The organism is Flavobacterium sp. 90, assembly GCF_004339525.1.
GTDB lineage: Bacteria > Bacteroidota > Bacteroidia > Flavobacteriales > Flavobacteriaceae > Flavobacterium.
In genome coordinates this window covers 4602174-4619158 of the sequence record NZ_SMGE01000001.1, presented here as the reverse complement: position 1 = coordinate 4619158, position 16985 = coordinate 4602174, and the positions used below count along the sequence as shown (strand labels likewise).

The window sequence follows — 16985 nt, the reverse complement described above, 5'->3', positions numbered from 1 at the left end:
TTTTTAATTAAAATCCAAATTTAACATTAACTCCATAATCTCTCGTTGAAGGAATGTTGAAAGATTCAATACCTTGCAAGTTTCCTGTACCTGCACCTGCCTCCGGATCAAAATATTTAGCTTTATTCTCAAAGAAGAATAAATTTCTTCCTACCAATGAAAAGTCAATACTTGTAAAACCTGAATTGTATAACACACGTTTTGGTAAAGAATAACCAAAAACAAGTTCTCTTAATCTAATGTTTGTTGCATCATAAATAAAAGGTTCTGCAATAGGTGTTCTTTGTCCAATTGCTGTCCAGTATTGTTCTGCATTAATACTTACCGTATTTTGAGTATAAGTTCCACCTGGACCAGCTACAACACCATCAACAACGATTCCGCCATTTCTTCCTGGCAAAGTTACATCACTAACTCCTAAACCTGCCTCTCTTGCCTGAGTGTATGAAATAACTTCTCCACCAATTCTAAAATCAACAAGGAAACTTAAAGAGAAATCTTTGTATTTAAAGGTATTTTTCAAACCTGCAGTCCAATCCGGGTTAAAGTTTCCGGCACGAACATCAAAACTATTTGTTGCCAATGGAATACCTGCGCTGTTTACAATAATTTTTCCGTCAGGAGATCTTTGGAAACCTTTAATGTATAAATCACCATATTCTCCACCCTGAATTACTTTACTTCTTACCAAACGTCCTTCACCAAGAACTAATTCTTCTCTTCCTCCATAAATAGATTTTACTTCAGATCTGTAAGTTGCAAAGTTGACTCCAACATCCCAAGAGAAAAACTCTGATTGAACCGGAGTTGCAGTAAGAACTACCTCGATACCTTTATTTTGAATTTCTCCACCATTAACTACAGCTCTTGAAGTCGAAGAAGATTCTGGTGTATTGATGTAAAAAATCTGATCTTTAGTATTAGTCTGGAAATATGTAACATCTAATCCTAAACGATTTTTAAGAAATCTAACTTCTCCACCAAACTCAACTGAGCTTGACATTTCAGGACGTAAATTAGGGTTTGCTGCTGTAGTCTGAGCATACAACATACCACCGTTACCACCTATATAAGATAATCTTGAACTTGTTTGATAAGGATCTGTATCATTACCTACTTTTGCATATGAAGCTCTTAATTTAGCAAAACTTATAACTTCAGGAAGTGTAACCATATCCGAAATTACTCCTGAAAGACCAACAGAAGGATAAAAGAAAGATCTGTTTGCAGCCGGTAAAGTAGATGACCAATCATTTCTTGCTGTTAAATCTAAGAATAAATAATTTCTAAAACCAATTTGTGAAAAACCGTAAATAGAATTAATTCTTTTTTCTGAAGCTGTAGAAACAGACTGAATTGTAGATACATTTGATAGGGCAAAAAAGTTTCTTTTGCTTAAAACTCCTCCTGAACTCAATGAAGAACTATTTTGTTGTAATGCATTTGCACCAGCATTGATTCCTACAGAGAAATCACCAAATTTTTCATTATACGAAAGTAAAGCATCTGTATTGAATTCACTTACTGTTTCATAAGATTCACTGTAAGAACCCAGATTGTTATTAAAAGCTACTGTAGCATATCTATTTCTAACATTCTTGTTTGTCATTTGGTCTAAACCAGTTCTAACTTGTAAACTTATTGTTTTTGTAAAGTCGTATTTAAGAGACGCAAGACCTATGAATCTGTTTCTTTTGTCTTTACGTGAATCATCGCGTAATGCAGACCAGTAAGGGTTTCCACCTGGAGAACCAGCTTCGTCAACAAAATAGTTTTGTTGCAATTGACCTGCTGCATCTGTATATTCATAGTTTTTGTACTCGTTGAATTTTATACTACGAGGCAATAAATAAGCCGATGTACCAATAGACTCCTCTCCTGTTCTTAATAAATTATCAATGTCCTGAATGATATAATTTGTTTTTACATCTAATGATAATTTATCCGAAACTTTGCTTGTCAATCTTAAGTTAAGATTGTGTCTGTCTAATTGATTTCCTCCAACAATACCTTCAGCTTTTGTATTAGTATACGAAAAATAACCTTGTGCTTTTTCATTTCCTGCTGTAATAGTCAAGGTATTGGCTAAATTATAACCTGTTTTATAGAAATCCATAACGTTATTTGGCTGCGGACTGTAATCTGTAGTTGCAGGTCCTTTATAGTTAGGATTACGAACAAGCTGCCAAGCCGAAACTTGACTTCCGTCTAATTTACCTCCCCAGCTCGAAACTGAAGTTGGGTTGTAAACTCCTTGCGATCCCTGACCGTATTCATTTTGAAAATTTGTCAAATCATACGCAGAAGAAGCCATAAAATTTGAAGACAACGAAACTGATGTTTTTCCTGATTTACCTGATTTTGTAGTTATAACGATAACACCATTACTAGCTCTCGTTCCGTAAAGTGCTGCTGCAGATGGTCCTTTAAGAACGGTCATCGAAGCAATATCTTCAGGGTTAATGTTTGAGATACCATCTGGTTGTGTAGTTCCTCCTGTGTCAATATCAGGATTTCCTGTTGTTGTTCCATTACTAATTGGCACACCATCTACCACATACATTGGCTGGTTGTTACCTGTTAGAGATCGATTCCCCCTCAATGTAATTCTCGATGAACTTCCTACTCCATTTGATGTAGTCGAGTAGTTAAGACCGGCAACTTTACCTGAAAGCGAGTTGGCAACGTTTAAGGATCTTGCTTCTGAAAGCTCACCTACTGAAATGTTCTGAGCAGAATACGTAATAGCTTTCTTTTCTCTTTTAATACCAAGAGCAGTAACTACTACTTCGCCTAACTGTTGTGTCGCTGCACCTAATGCAACATTAACAGTAGTTTGGGTTCCTACAGCTACCTCTTTTGGAGCAGAGCTAACATAACTGAAAACTAAAACAGCTGACTGATTTGGAACTTTTATACTGTACTTACCATCAAAATCTGACGATGCACTCGTTCTTGTTCCTTTGACAACTACATTTGCTCCTGGAATCGGAATTCCGCTCACAGCATCTGTTATCGTTCCTTTTACTGTTGTTTGTGCTTTTGCAAATTGAAAGCTGCATAAACAAAACACAAACAGTAATTTAAATACTTTTTGCATCATAATTTGGTTTTTGTGTTAATAATTTGGTTTTTGTTAATTATTTTTCTTTTAATTCATCAACCTAAGGTTAATACTTTGTTAAATCTATAACTATAATTCTTTTTCAAAATATTATTTCGACCAATAACAAATTTGAAAAGGTGTTTGTTAATTTTATACGTTTTTTTTAGCACTACAATACCTTTTAACTCATAATTATTAATGAATTATACAGACTAATAAACAATCTATAAAAGCTCATTATTTATTAAAAGAAAAAACCATTGACCTTATTTTAAGATCAATGGTTTACCTTTTTGTTGTCTGAATAATTTCTACGAAGAAAACCCGAACGATAGTGAACTGATGAAGAAATTTATAATGTCTGAAACTTTGTCTGGCGCTAATAAAGTTTGTAATGGATTTTCGGCTCTAAAAGTATCCTATAGTGATAAGGTCAAGTATTTGGTATAATCTTTTGTTGTAACAATTTGATCATCCTCTTTTCTAAACTGACCTCTTTTATCACTATAGGTTACAGGGGCAACTAGGGTGTGGAACATTGGCGTACAGAAAATTGTATTTAATAAATCTATTGGCGTTTAAACTTCTATTTTATGTTGTGATAACGTTAACTCTACCTTGCTCTTAGGTTCTTCAAAAAAAACTTGGTAATAATCCCATATTGTTTTTTCGTTAGCATGACTATATTTTAATTTATAAAATATCACAAGATTATTCACCTACAACATAACCTTAGTATAAACTTAAATAAATTAGTTTTTTCATTAAAAATAATTTAGACAAACAACACACAAACAACGATAAACATCAAAAAAATTCACAAAACACATCATTATTACTAATTTAAATTCTAACAAACCATATGGATACCATTACATGATGATGGGTGAGCTTTATGTAATCACTTTTGTGACTGCAATTAAGACAACTTTCGATTTTTTTAAAAGAACAAAAAAGAGTAACACATCTTTAAAAATCGTAATTAGAAACAGAATTGCTTTTCCTGAAATCTCAAATTTCTCCTTATACTTTCTTTAATACGCCAAACAATATTTATTCTCTGACAATAGATAAACAAAACACCAAAAATTGTCCTTAAACTTTCTGAGTTAATGTGCTATATGATGCAAAAAATAAAAGACAACCTTTGGAAAACGAAATACTATTTATTCAAAATTATCCTGACTTGGAGCAAATCAGAAATGGGAACCTATTAGAAATAAATAGGTCTATTTCCGGCGATATTCATGATAAGGAATTAGCTCTTATAATCTTATTGACTTTTATTGAAAATGCATTTAAAAATGGCGTAAACAAAAAACACTTGAAAAGTGATCATTGATATTAATTTTAAGGTCAAAGGTGATTTTTTGAATTCCCTATTTCAAACCCAACACAAGAAATTACACCTCATAAAGACAATTTTAACAAGTCAAATGGTATAGGTATAGAGGATGTAAAAAAAAGATTAGGACTAGGTTATAATAAAGATGACCATAAGTTAACTTTTAAAAATAAAAAGAATATTTTTGTTGTAAAGCACGTGATTAAAGTCACTTATAGTAACCTTATCAAGTCCTTAATTTAACCTGTTAAATTATTTGCAAAAAAACAAAATGGAAATGAAGATAAATTGTTTGATTATAGATGATGAGCCATTAGCAATTAATGTTATTAAAAATTATTTAGAGCCAATTGAAAATTTTGAAGTAATAGATACTTTTAGCAATCCAATAGAAGGTTTAATTTTTTTAAAAAACAATAAAGTTGATGTCGTTTTTCTTGATATTAATATGCCTGTTCTTGACGGAATCAATTTTATTAAAAGCCTGGAAAATCCTCCAATCCTTATTATTACAAGTGCCTATAGCCAATTTGCTATAGAAACTTATGAATTAGATGTTTTAGATTACCTGGTAAAACCTATTGAGTTCCCAAGGTTGATGAAAACGCTGAGTAAGATTAGCAAAAGACTTGAAAATAAAAATAATATTCCTCAGGAAAGCAGCCCGGAAAGCCCTTTTATCTTTGTTAAAATTGATAAAAAAAGAATGAAGAAGATTTTCTTTAATGAAATTTTGGTCATTGAAAGCCTTAAAGATTATTTAAAAATAAATACGCTAACCGGTAAATACATAATACACAGCACATTATCTGACTTTACAGATTTATTACCCGAAAGAAATTTTTTAAGAATACACCGCTCCTACACTATAGCAATTGATAAAATTGATGCCGTTGAAGGAAACAGCATTGAAATTGAAGGACTTAGATATGTCATTGGAAGATCTTATATCGATCATGTAAAGCAGAGGATTTTGAATTCTTAGATTTAGAAAGTTTGCCACTCTGAATAAAGTAGAAAGTCGCCAATTTCTATTGAGCTACTTTGCGAGCTTCGCCTTCGCGCAGCCTGACGCACACAAACAACAAAACGCACTAGAAAAAATCCGTGCAAATCCGCGTTTTCGCTTTAGCGAATCCGTCAAATCAGCGTGCAATTTCGCAATCCAAAACTACGCGCAGCCTGACACACACAAACAAAAAAACCTACTAAAAAAAAATCCGTGCAAATCCGCGTTTTCGCTTTAGCGAATCAGTCAAATCCGTGTCCCATATCTCAATCAAAAGCGACAAACACATTCATCTCAACATAAAGCAAAAAAAATGCAGCCATAAATGACTGCATTTCAACATTGGTAACTAACCAAAATAAACCACATGAATAGTTTATTATATTTTGAAAACAATATCTTTCTAAAAGAAATATCGTTTAAAAGCTTCGATCGCAGAATAATCTGCTAAACCTAAAGCGTGATATTTTTCTGCTGTTAATCTGTTTCTATCTTCAACTCTTACCCAGAATTCTCGACTATCATCTCCCTGAAACATTACACCGTCTTTTTGAGATTGGTGATAAAAGATGGCATGACGTTTTTTAAGAACCTGATCAGGGCTCATTGGAACCGCCATTTCAATTTGGTATGATTCCCACTCATGCCATGCTCCTCTATACAACCAAACCCAACAATCATCCATATAACTATTGTGTTTTAGTCTTTTTAAAGCTTCAAACAAACTATCGAGACACACTTTGTGAGTTCCATGCGGATCTGCAAGATCTCCTGCTGCATAAATTTGATGTGGTTTTATCCTTTCGATAATATCACACATAATTTGTATATCAGCCTCTCCAAGATTATTTTTCTTAACTGTTCCAGTTTCATAAAATGGCAAATCTAAAAAGTTAACATTAGAATCCGGCACACCCAAATATCTGGTAGCTGCAACAGATTCACTTCTTCTAATTAATCCTTTTAATTTTCTCACTTCTAATGAATCAATATCATTTGCTTTTTTACTCTTTAAAAAGTTTATAATATTTTCAGATTCTGTAGAATTTGAATTCAATGCCTTAGATATTTCAGCAAATTTTAAAGCTTCTTCGTTCGAAACGGCAATATTCCCTGAGGTTTGATACGCAATATGCACATCATGTCCTTGCTCAACCAATCTGTCAAAAGTTCCACCCATCGAAATAACATCATCATCAGGATGCGGACTAAAAATGATGATTCTTTTTCTTTCCGGTGTTGCGCGTTCCGGTCTGTAGGTATCATCTGAATTTGGTTTTCCTCCCGGCCAACCTGTAATGGTTTGCTGCATTTTGTTAAACATTTTAATGTTTAAATCATATGCAGTTCCTTCTTCTGTCAATAGGCTCGACATTCCGTTATCGTTGTAATCCTTATCAGTTAATTTAAGGAAAGGTTTTTTAGTCAATTCACTTAACCATGCTACGGCTTTTAGTTTTAATTCTTCTGTCCAGATTATAGATTTAACCAACCAAGGAGTTTTTACTCTGGTCAATTCTGATGAAGCTTCTGTATCTAAGACAAATGTTGTGTTGTTGTGCTGTTGTAAATATGTGGCTGGAACTCGTGAAGAAATTTCTCCTTCGATAGTATTTTTTATAATTTCTGCCTTACTTATTCCCCATCCAAGAAGTACAATTCTTTTGGCATTTTTTACAGTACCAATTCCCATTGTAATGGCTTTTCTGGGTACATTATCGATTCCTAAAAATGAAGATGCGGCATCGATACGTGTCAAATGGTCTAATGTAATACTTCTGGTAGCCGAATTAACGTGAGATCCCGGTTCGTTAAAACCGATATGTCCGGTTCTTCCAATTCCTAAAAGCTGAAAATCCAATCCGCCATAGGCTTTAATCTTCATTTCGTAATCTATACAATATTGTTGTAAGTCTTCATTGCTTATGTTTCCGTTGGGAATATTAATATTTTCTGGTAGAATATTAACATGATTAAAAAGATGCTCATGCATAAAATACCAATAACTCTGAATATTATTTTTATCCATTGGATAATATTCATCTAAATTGAAGGTTACAACATTAGCAAAACTCAAACCTTCTTCTTTATGCAAGCGAACCAATTCTTCGTAAACTTTTACTGGCGAAGATCCTGTTGCAAGTCCTAAAACGCAGGATTCGTTCAACTCTTCTTTTCTTTGAATTATATTGGCTATTTCCTGAGCTACTAATACCGAAGCTTCTTGAGACGAATCGAAAATTACATTATGAATTTTCTCAAAACGGGTTTCTTCAAACTTTCCGGCTTCTTTGAAATTTATACTTTCTTTAATCATTTATCTATTATTGTGCTTATTTGATATAAAATTAAATATTACACAATCTAAATAATCAAAAATTCGACTAATAACCTGTAACCTTCGCTAGAGAACATAATAGAAAACTTTAAGAAAAAAAGATCACAAATTAAAAGTTCTTTATAGTTTGGAGGGATGCCTTTATTGCCACAAAACTTAAGGCGGTTTTAAAAAAATATTTCAGCCGCCTAAGTTTTGTGGCACGATCGTGGCAAATAGCAATTTACAAAACTCAAAACCTTGTAAAATCAAGTATTCAAGAGTTTAGGTTCAAATATATTAAAGACAACTTCGGTTGTTGGATTTAATATAACATTTTGAAAATAAGGAAATAGTATTAAATTAAATAAATCATTTAAAGCGTTATTGAACGCTGAGTTTTAAAGAAGCATCTTGTAGGTCTGATGATTTAACTTTCAATATGATATTTCCTTTTTCTTTTTTACTTTTTATCACAACCTGCGCCTGACCTTTCCATGCTTTTCTGTTTTTTGAAACATAGGAATCAGTGTCTTTAAGATTTGCATTTGCCACACTTACAATAGTTCCGGCTCCTTCAATTTCAAAAGTTAAAATATTATCTGCATTAGGATCACGTACTCCTTTCAAATCAGTTATGTCAATGTTTATATATGATAAGTCCTGACCATCGGCTTTAAGAACTGTTTTGTCTGGCTTTAATGCAATCAAGGCAGCTTTTTCTGCAGTTTGTAAAATTTGAGATTGAACTTCTCTACCATTCAGCATACTGACCGCTTTTATTTCACCTGAATTATATGGAATTTGAAAAACAGCTTTAAACTCCTCATTTCTGGTTGTTTGTTTTTCACCAACCAATTTGCCATCTTGGTAAAGGCGTACTGAAGGATAGGTTGAATAAATCTCAACATCTATCAATTTCCCTTCATAACCAGGCCAGTTCCAACTTTCCCAAGTAGGCCATACAGACCATAATGTTTCCTGAATTTCGCCATAATAATTATTTGGTTCCTTAACTGCCATGTACAGCATTTTTTTTTCGCTGTAAAGCATCTCTCTGTAGTAAGAAATTGGTTTTCGGTGCCCGATTAAATCTACATCACCACAATATGCCCCATGCCATGGGAATATATCACGTTCGTAATGTTCTCCTTTAACATCACCTGTATAATAATACCTTCCTATACCAGATTCTCCAAGATAATCCATTGCAGTCCAGACAAAATCTCCAATTATATACGAATGATCTTTTACTGCTTTCCAGTTCTTAAAAGCATCTCGTGGATAAGATTCTGTCTGAAGTATAATACGTGAAGGTACTCTTTCATGATCAGATTCTGCACGATGCATCTGGTAATTGTATCCTCCTATATCATGCATTGCAAATAAGGGATCAAAGATTTCCCAGTCATTATCCCATGTCGTCATAGCTGACGTTACAGGTCTTGAAGGATCTAATTTTCTTACATGATTAGCGAGTTTATGTGCAGTCTGCACTGCTTCGAGTGTTTTTCTTTCAATGATTTCATTTCCTATGCTCCACATAATTACAGAAGGGTGATTTCTATCCCTTAGTACTAAGGCTTCAATATCTTTTTTCCACCATTTATCAAAATGAATGGAGTAATCATAAGTATTTTTCTCCTCCCGCCACCCGTCGAAACTTTCATCAATAACCATGATTCCAATAGAATCACACGCATTTAAAAAGGCTTCTGATGGTGGATTATGGCTTGTTCTTAAGGCATTAAATCCTGCTTTCTTTAATAATTCTGCTTTTTTAATTTCTGCAGCATCATATGCAACTGCACCCAAAGCCCCATTATCATGATGAACACAACCTCCGTTAAGCTTTACCGGGACTCCATTTACAAGAAAACCATCATTAGCATTGTAGACAATTTTTCGAATTCCGAATGAAGTCTGTGATCGGTCCATTAAATTATCTTTCTGACTAATATTTATTTCAGCCCGGTACAAATCCGGTGTTAGCACTGACCATAAATTAGGTTTTTTTATAGTAATATCCTGAACAACGTCTTTATTACTGTCGGCTGGAATATCTAATAAAGTCTCAGATTTAGCAGTTTTTTTATTTTTATTATCAAATATATTTATCTCAACAACAACCTGCTGACGAGAATTTGTCGAATTTTTAACGTTTAGTTTTACATTTACTTTAGCCTCTTTAGACCCTGCTTCTATTGTTGTAACAAAAGTTTCCCATTGCACTGCATGCACAGGATTGACTGAAATGAGCCATACATGACGATAGATCCCCGATCCTGTATACCATCGGCAATTTTTCTGTTGTGAATTATCTACTTTTACTGCAATTACATTTTTTCCTTCTTTTGCATACAGGCTTATATCATAAAAAAAAGAAGAAAAACCATAAGGACGTATTCCTAATGAAATACCATTAATAAACACTTCAGCGTTCATATAGATTCCTTCAAAATAGAGCGTAAGGTTCTTATTTTTTTGATCTGAACTTAGATTTAAAACTTTTCTATACCATCCAATTCCTGCAGGAAGATATCCGCCGTCATTTCCCATTGGGAGTTTAGCATCAAAACTACCCTCAATACTCCAATCGTGCGGCAAATCCAGACTGCGCCAATCACTATCATCAAAACTTAACTGTGAAGCATTGGGATAATCTCCAAGTTTAAACTTCCAGTCGAAGTCAATATTAGATTTTCTTTCTGTTTTAATGGACTGTGCTGATGTACTAACAAATATCAACATTAAGATTACGAGTACCAGATCTTTACTTTTAAACATTTCATGAAAATTAACACTAAAAAGGATTCTTGAATTAATTATTTTCTAAAACTAAATAATTACAGGAATCTCTTTTAACGTATGATTATAATAAGTGTACAATATACAATTATAATTAATTTGAAATATAAAAAGTCTTTAAAATAATCCGATAAAATTTATGAGTCTAAAAAAGGTTAAACGTAAATGATTGGACTATTTTTTAAGAAACAGTAATAATTTTAGAAAGCGTATAACCATCGTTCAGATTTCCCGTTACATTGTCAGCCATGTTTTGAGCCAGACTATCCGAGAACAAAGAATCCTGAGTATTGGATCTGTCTGGTGTCCCGTTATAACCATTTGAAGCATAGACAGTAGAATAAGCCGCAACTGGAAAAGCAATTTGTGTAACCAATAGCGAAGTTCCACTCGCAGTTAAAACCTCAACATGTATATGCGGCGCTCTTCCCGGATACCATCCCGGAAAAATACTTATAAAAGATGCTTCTCCATTCAAATCTGTTGTCTGTCTTCCTCGCAGAAAATTTTGAGTGGTGTAGTTTACAGCCTGTAATTGATTTCCTCCATACTGCGAATAATTTCCATCTTTATCACATTGCCATATATCAACCAAAACATTTGCAAGCGGCACACATCCGCTGCTTTGATCCTGAACTTTTATTTTAATTAATAAAGGTACTCCGGTTCTGTCGCCAATTATATTTGACTGAGCCAACTGTGCAGGAGTTTTAATGGGAAAAGGTCCCACCATTTCAACAGGTGAAACCTGACAGTTTTGTGAATCAGTGGACAATTGTTCCGCTTCTTTCTCATCCTTTGAACAGGATGAAACAACTGAAGGCATTACCGCCACTGCACTCAAACCTAAGAATCCGTTTTTTAAGAATTTTCTTTTATCCATTTTATATATCAATGACGTATTATACAATTGTTAAAAATAGCCTCTACCTTATAAACAACTTATTATTTAAGTCTGTCAACAGTGCTTATTTGAGAGCATAATTTACAGACTGGCTATCAACAAACTGCTCAAAGCAGACAATTTTTGAGTTTTTGAGTTTCCAGATATGAACTACTCTGGCTTCAAATGATTTTCCTGTAATCTTATAGGTACCGCTATAAGTTCCATACGCGGCAACTTTGTCTTCGTTCCATATATAATCTTCAGGCGCAAATTTGTAATCAATCCATTCGCTTGCTAATCTGGAAAAAACATTTTTAAAAATACTTTCTAAGCCAATATAAGTTCCTGCATAGGGAAAACCTTTGGCTTCTGTCCATGAAATTTCATCGGCTGCGAATGTCGCCAGATTTTTACCATTTTCTTCTGAAGTTTTTCCTTCGTAAGTGCTTTTTATAATTTCAAGATTTGTCATTGCTTTTCTATTTAAAAAACAGCCTGATAATATTATTTATAGGTCAGGCTGTATCTGTTATTTACCATTTCATTTCTCCTGTATTGACTTTTGCTCCAATCGCCAGTGCAGTTTGGAAATTAAGTCCCGGATATTTAGTGTTGATATCTTGAATTAAAACTTCCGAAGTTTTATTTACTTTTAATGCTTCTTCGTAAAATTGAATATATTCTTTTGTGTGCTTTACGGCAGAAATATCAAAAGCCGAATTGGTTTCTGCATGTGCCGGAATTACAATTTCAGGATTCAGGGCTGTAATTTGGTTCAAAACCGAAATCCAGCTGTTTCTCGCTTCACTACTCTGTGCATCTGCCATCCAGAGATTAAATGTAGTTCCAAAAACATTAATGCCGCCAACAACTGCTTTTAGAGACGGAATCCACACAAAAGTTTTGTTTGGAAAAGATTCAAGACCTTTAATTTCTAATTGATGTCCTTCTAATTCAATGCTGTCTGTTTTTAAAACCTGAGGAAGTATAACATTTGATGTAATTTTATTTCCTAATCTTTCGCCCCAGACTTCTAATTTCTTTTGAGCTGTTGTTTTAATATGCTCCACTGTTGCAGGCGAAGCGAAAGCGGTAACTTCCGGGAAATACTTTTTAAAAACTTCTAATCCAAAATAAAAATCAGGATCGCCGTGAGAAACAAAAATAGTCGTCAGTTTTTTGCCGCTATCTTTAATTTCCTGTGCCACAATTTCGGCTTCAGCCAAAGTAAACTGGGCATCGATCAAGACGGCATCATTTTTTCCTGAGATAATTACAGATGCAACGCCAAAACTATTTTCTGATGCATTAAAAACTTTCAGATTCAAATCTTTAGTTTCAATATTTTTAAAACTTTTTTCTTGTGATTCCATAGTATATAAAATTAAAATAGTAAAAAAAGTGATGTTCTAATTGTCTCTTAGAACAAATCAAGCAATACAAAGATGAAACCTTATAAGGTCTCAAAACATTAAACTAGTTTAATAAAAGCAGTACGTCAATTTGTTTTGCAATATTTTCAAAAGAAGCGTAACCTTGCTCCAAAATATATAATTTATCGTCTTTTTGTGCCAATAAAGTAGGATATGAACCTGCATATTGCTGTGCTAAAGCAAATGTTTGCTGTGTTTCTTTTTTTAATTCTTCAGAGTGGAATGCTTTTATAAACTGTGTTTTGTCCAAATCAAGGTTCTCGCAGATTTCCAGATAGGTCTGATCTGTGTTTAAATCTTTTCCCTGCCAGTATCTTGCTTTTTGAACTTCAATTGTAAAAGGAATAACTTTTGAGGCCCATAATTTAGTCACCGTCAATATGCCTCTTGACGGGACTTCGCTGTCCAGAAGAATATCTTCATTTTCTATAAAATTGAAATAATCTTTTCCAAATTCGGTTCCGGTAATCTGCTGTATCTGCGGATCATGTTTTCTGATGTAAGCCGATATATGTTTAGATTGTTTCCGAGCATTGGCACCAGCCCACATTCCGGCAGGCAGAACATCAATATCAAATTTGTCTTTATATTTTTCGTGCAACTTTGCGATATTTGTGCTGTTGCCAAAACACCAGCCGCAAAGAGGATCCATTACATAAATTAACTTCATCTTTTTTAAATTTAATAATTAAATTTTTTATGCAAAGATGGGATCTAACCTATCTGTAAACCATTAAAGTAGTTTAATAAATATTTTATTAAGGCTATTTCTTTAAGGCAATTTTCTTTCGGATATTACTCAGAAAAACATTGGTAATTCCCAAATAAGCCGCTATTTGAATATTGGATAAACGCTGCACGATTTGAGGGTATTTTTCTAAAAATTCTATATACCGGTTTTCTGCTGTCTTACTCAGGTTATCTATCATTCTGCGCTGCAGTGCTACATGCGTTTTTTGTGTCATGACCCTGAAGAGCTTTTCAATCCGGGGTATGTTAGTATATGCAGACTCTTTATCTTTTTTGGAGATAATTAATATCTCACTGTCTTCGAGTGCTTCTATAAATAGCTGTGAAGGGATTTCATTAGTAAAACTGTCTATATCTGTTATCCACCAGTTTTCAGCCGCAAAATAAAGAATCTGTTCAAAACCATTCTGATCAATATGATAAATCCGAAAAAGCCCTTTGGTAACAAAACCTTCAAATCTGCAGATCTCTCCTTCTCTGAGCAGAAAACTTTTTCTGGAAACTGATTTATGCTCAAATAAATCACAAAATGTTCTTATTTCTGATTCTGAAAGTGCAATATGCGAAGTAATATTTTTGCTAAGTAAATCTGTCATTTCCGTTTTAGATATAAATCATATAAAAGTACATAAAACGGAAAATATAATATTCTACTTATTTATTGGAAATTCAACAACAGGTTCAAAAAAAATCAAATCCAAGTTAAAATATAGCAATTGGAGTTTATTTGTATGCACTATACTTCGTTTTTCTTGTAATTTTCAATTAACATTTTAAACCTATTTTGAAGGTATTATGGTGTAAGACATTCCTTTTTTAGTTTCAAATACTGCGGTATAACCTATAGATGATTTCTCGCTTTTGATATCAAGATTTTTAATTATAAAGGGCTCTGATGATCTTATTGTGCATTTACCACCATTATTAGACACAATTTTTGCCTGACTCATTTTACCATCGTTCCATTTTAAATCTACAGTAAAATTGCCTTTTGCCGTAATACCTTTTATTTCACCATCTGTCCAGGAATCTGGCAGCGCTGGCAACAGATGAATTTCTTTATTCTGACTTTGCATTAGCATCTCAATAACGCCTGCAGTTCCGGCAAAATTCCCATCTATCTGAAATGGCGGATGCGCATCAAAAAGATTCGGATAACACCCTCCATGTCTGTTGTATTGGGTATCGTTTTCTTTTGTTAATCTTAATTGATTTTTGAATAATTTATAAGCGTGATTTCCGTCTAAAAGTCTCGCCCACATATTTACTTTCCAGGCAAGGCTCCAGCCAGTACCATCATCGCCGCGAAGTTCTAATGTTTGCTTTGCAGCTGCCGCCAGTTCTGGTGTTTTTAGAGGCGAAATTAAATTAGCAGGATGTAATGCATAAAGGTGCGAAGTATGTCTGTGATGCGGATCTTCTTCTTCAAAATCTTTATACCATTCCTGAAGCTGCCCTTTGCTTCCAATTTTAAACGGCAGTAATTGATCTGCTGCTTTGTTTACCATTTGTCTGAATTCTAAATCGGTATTGAGCACTTTAGAGGCTTCTATAATATTTTCAAATAAATCTTTTATGATTCCAATATCCATAGTCGAAGCGGTGGTTACGACACCTTCTTTTTTTCCATCATAATAATATTTATTTTCCGGTGACGTTGAAGGCATTGTTACCAAATAACCATTCTTATCTTTTTGAAGCCAATCCAAGCTAAACTCTGCCGCTCCTTTTATAATTGGATATACTTTTTTTAGATATTCCTTATCTCCAGTATATTCGTAATGTTCCCATAAATGTCTGCTCAGCCAGTTGGCGCCCATATACCAATTTGCCCACATAGGATCGCCTTTTCCAAAATCGCCCACAGGATTGGTCATTGCCCAGATATCCGAATTATGATGTAATACCCATCCATTAGCATGATAATAACTCTTGGCAGTTTCGCTTCCTGTTACAGATACGTTCCTGATAAATTCATCAAGTGGAAAAAACAATTCAGATAAACTTCCCGATTCTACAGGCCAGTAATTCATCTGTAAATTAATATTTGTGGTGTAGTTACTACTCCAGGGTGCACGAAGTTTATTGTTCCAGATTCCTTGCAAATTAGCCGGTGTATTGTGCGTACGCGAAGAAGAAATTAATAAATAACGTCCAAATTGAAAAAATAAAGCTTCAAGTCCGGCATCTTTTTCTCCTTTAGCATATTGTTCTAATCTTGTGTCTGTTGGCAGATTAGATTTATTGATTTCTTTTTCATTCAATTTTAAAGAAACTCTATTAAAGAAATGCTGAAAATCGGCAATATGTTCTTTTAATAAACTATCATATTTTTTACCAACAGCTTTTTTAATCGGATTTTCTGCCAATTTATGTTCGTCTTTTCCCTGACTGTCCGGACATTTATCAAAGCCGTTGAAACTTGTTGCAGCCGAAACGAAAAGTAAAATCTCACTTGCGTTTTTAATAACCAATTTATTTCCATCAGAACTTACTTCTCCGTCTTTTACAACTGGCTTAATAATTAATTCAAAACGCATTCCTCTACAGCCTGTTGCATCTTCATAAACAACGGGTTCTTTATTGTAATCGATATAATTAGGATCTGAATGAGAAGGTGCTTTTCCTTTTAAAACAAGCGACTTATTTTGTATTGATTTTTCATTTTTTAAAAGACTTGAAGCATCTATTGTTATAGAAAGTTTTTTTAATTGATCTGCCGAAAGTCTAATTACAATACATTTTGCAGGTGCCGAAGCAAAGATTTCTCTTTTATAATTTACTCCATTAACGCTAAAATTTGTAACCGCCAATCCAGTTTGTAAATCAAGATTTCTATTATACGAATCCGTTTTTTCTCCGTTAAAATCCTGATTTAAAATAAGATCTCCCAACGGCATAAAACTTTCGCTGTAAGCTCCTTGCATATTCTTAGTAAAATCATAAGCCTTTTCGAAATCTTCTTTGTTAAGTGCTTCTCTAATTAGCGCCAAATTTTTGAAAGCATCCGGATTTACATTTTTCGCAACAGGTCCGCCGCTCCACAAAGTAGCTTCATTCAACTGAATTAATTCTGAATCTACTCTTCCAAAAACCATTGCGCCAAGTGTACCATTTCCTATTGGTAAAGCTTCTGTCCATTCAACAGCGGGTTGATTGTATTGCAATTTTAAATCCTGCTGTGCAAAAACAGAAAATCCTATCAGCAATAACAATAAAAAAAGGCTTTTTTGAAGAGGATTATATGACATATATTTTATTTTTAAAGGATATTGCGAATTTAATATTGACTTTATATTTTTTTAGTTGTAAGCAGAAACCTAACAGGTTT

General features: G+C 33.6%; 11 protein-coding genes. 2 read left to right on the top strand and 9 right to left on the bottom strand.

Features of this window, described 5'->3' with window-relative positions:
- Positions 1-7 precede the first annotated feature (7 nt).
- Entirely contained in the window at positions 8-3103 is a 3096-nt protein-coding gene (locus C8C83_RS18850) for a SusC/RagA family TonB-linked outer membrane protein (RefSeq protein WP_121330136.1), read from the bottom strand.
- A 1150-nt stretch (positions 3104-4253) separates the two neighbouring features.
- Between C8C83_RS18850 and C8C83_RS27420 the strand changes: the two genes are divergently transcribed.
- Together C8C83_RS27420 and C8C83_RS18835 are read left to right on the top strand one after the other, a co-directional pair.
- Entirely contained in the window at positions 4254-4448 is a 195-nt protein-coding gene (locus C8C83_RS27420) for a hypothetical protein (RefSeq protein ID WP_233566147.1), read from the top strand.
- 280 nt (positions 4449-4728) lie between these two features.
- Positions 4729-5436, top strand: a complete 708-nt coding sequence (locus C8C83_RS18835; protein WP_121331370.1) for a response regulator — start codon at positions 4729-4731, stop codon at positions 5434-5436.
- Positions 5437-5863: 427 nt separating this feature from the next.
- Here the strand turns inward: C8C83_RS18835 and nagB are convergent, their stop codons facing one another.
- The 8 genes from nagB to C8C83_RS18795 all read right to left on the bottom strand — a co-directional run bounded on the left by nagB (position 5864) and on the right by C8C83_RS18795 (position 16905).
- Complete coding sequence (gene nagB, locus C8C83_RS18830; RefSeq protein ID WP_121330135.1) at positions 5864-7777, bottom strand: glucosamine-6-phosphate deaminase; 1914 nt, start codon at positions 7775-7777, stop codon at positions 5864-5866.
- 384 nt (positions 7778-8161) lie between these two features.
- Complete coding sequence (locus C8C83_RS18825; RefSeq protein WP_121330134.1) at positions 8162-10564, bottom strand: glycoside hydrolase family 2 TIM barrel-domain containing protein; 2403 nt, start codon at positions 10562-10564, stop codon at positions 8162-8164.
- A gap of 202 nt (positions 10565-10766) precedes the next feature.
- Positions 10767-11468, bottom strand: coding sequence for an intradiol ring-cleavage dioxygenase (locus C8C83_RS18820; RefSeq protein ID WP_121330133.1), 702 nt, complete (start codon positions 11466-11468; stop codon positions 10767-10769).
- 85 nt (positions 11469-11553) lie between these two features.
- Positions 11554-11943, bottom strand: coding sequence for a nuclear transport factor 2 family protein (locus C8C83_RS18815; protein ID WP_132011848.1), 390 nt, complete (start codon positions 11941-11943; stop codon positions 11554-11556).
- Positions 11944-12004: 61 nt separating this feature from the next.
- On the bottom strand, positions 12005-12844 hold the full coding sequence (locus C8C83_RS18810; RefSeq protein ID WP_121330132.1) for an MBL fold metallo-hydrolase: 840 nt from the start codon (positions 12842-12844) through the stop codon (positions 12005-12007).
- Positions 12845-12947: 103 nt separating this feature from the next.
- A complete protein-coding gene (locus C8C83_RS18805; RefSeq protein ID WP_233566145.1) occupies positions 12948-13574 on the bottom strand; it encodes a DsbA family protein in 627 nt (208 codons plus the stop codon).
- Positions 13575-13668: 94 nt separating this feature from the next.
- Complete coding sequence (locus C8C83_RS18800; protein ID WP_121330131.1) at positions 13669-14250, bottom strand: Crp/Fnr family transcriptional regulator; 582 nt, start codon at positions 14248-14250, stop codon at positions 13669-13671.
- 183 nt (positions 14251-14433) lie between these two features.
- Complete coding sequence (locus C8C83_RS18795) at positions 14434-16905, bottom strand: glycoside hydrolase family 95 protein (RefSeq protein WP_121330130.1); 2472 nt, start codon at positions 16903-16905, stop codon at positions 14434-14436.
- Between the last annotated feature and the right edge of the window lie 80 nt (positions 16906-16985).

Coding starts and splice junctions, on each gene's coding strand:
- C8C83_RS18850 (WP_121330136.1), bottom strand. CDS start 3,103: ATGATGCAAAAAGTATTTAAATTACTGTTTGTGTTTTGTTTATGCAGC.
- C8C83_RS18835 (WP_121331370.1), top strand. CDS start 4,729: ATGAAGATAAATTGTTTGATTATAGATGATGAGCCATTAGCAATTAAT.
- nagB (WP_121330135.1), bottom strand. CDS start 7,777: ATGATTAAAGAAAGTATAAATTTCAAAGAAGCCGGAAAGTTTGAAGAA.
- C8C83_RS18825 (WP_121330134.1), bottom strand. CDS start 10,564: ATGTTTAAAAGTAAAGATCTGGTACTCGTAATCTTAATGTTGATATTT.
- C8C83_RS18820 (WP_121330133.1), bottom strand. CDS start 11,468: ATGGATAAAAGAAAATTCTTAAAAAACGGATTCTTAGGTTTGAGTGCA.
- C8C83_RS18815 (WP_132011848.1), bottom strand. CDS start 11,943: ATGACAAATCTTGAAATTATAAAAAGCACTTACGAAGGAAAAACTTCA.
- C8C83_RS18810 (WP_121330132.1), bottom strand. CDS start 12,844: ATGGAATCACAAGAAAAAAGTTTTAAAAATATTGAAACTAAAGATTTG.
- C8C83_RS18805 (WP_233566145.1), bottom strand. CDS start 13,574: ATGAAGTTAATTTATGTAATGGATCCTCTTTGCGGCTGGTGTTTTGGC.
- C8C83_RS18800 (WP_121330131.1), bottom strand. CDS start 14,250: ATGACAGATTTACTTAGCAAAAATATTACTTCGCATATTGCACTTTCA.
- C8C83_RS18795 (WP_121330130.1), bottom strand. CDS start 16,905: ATGTCATATAATCCTCTTCAAAAAAGCCTTTTTTTATTGTTATTGCTG.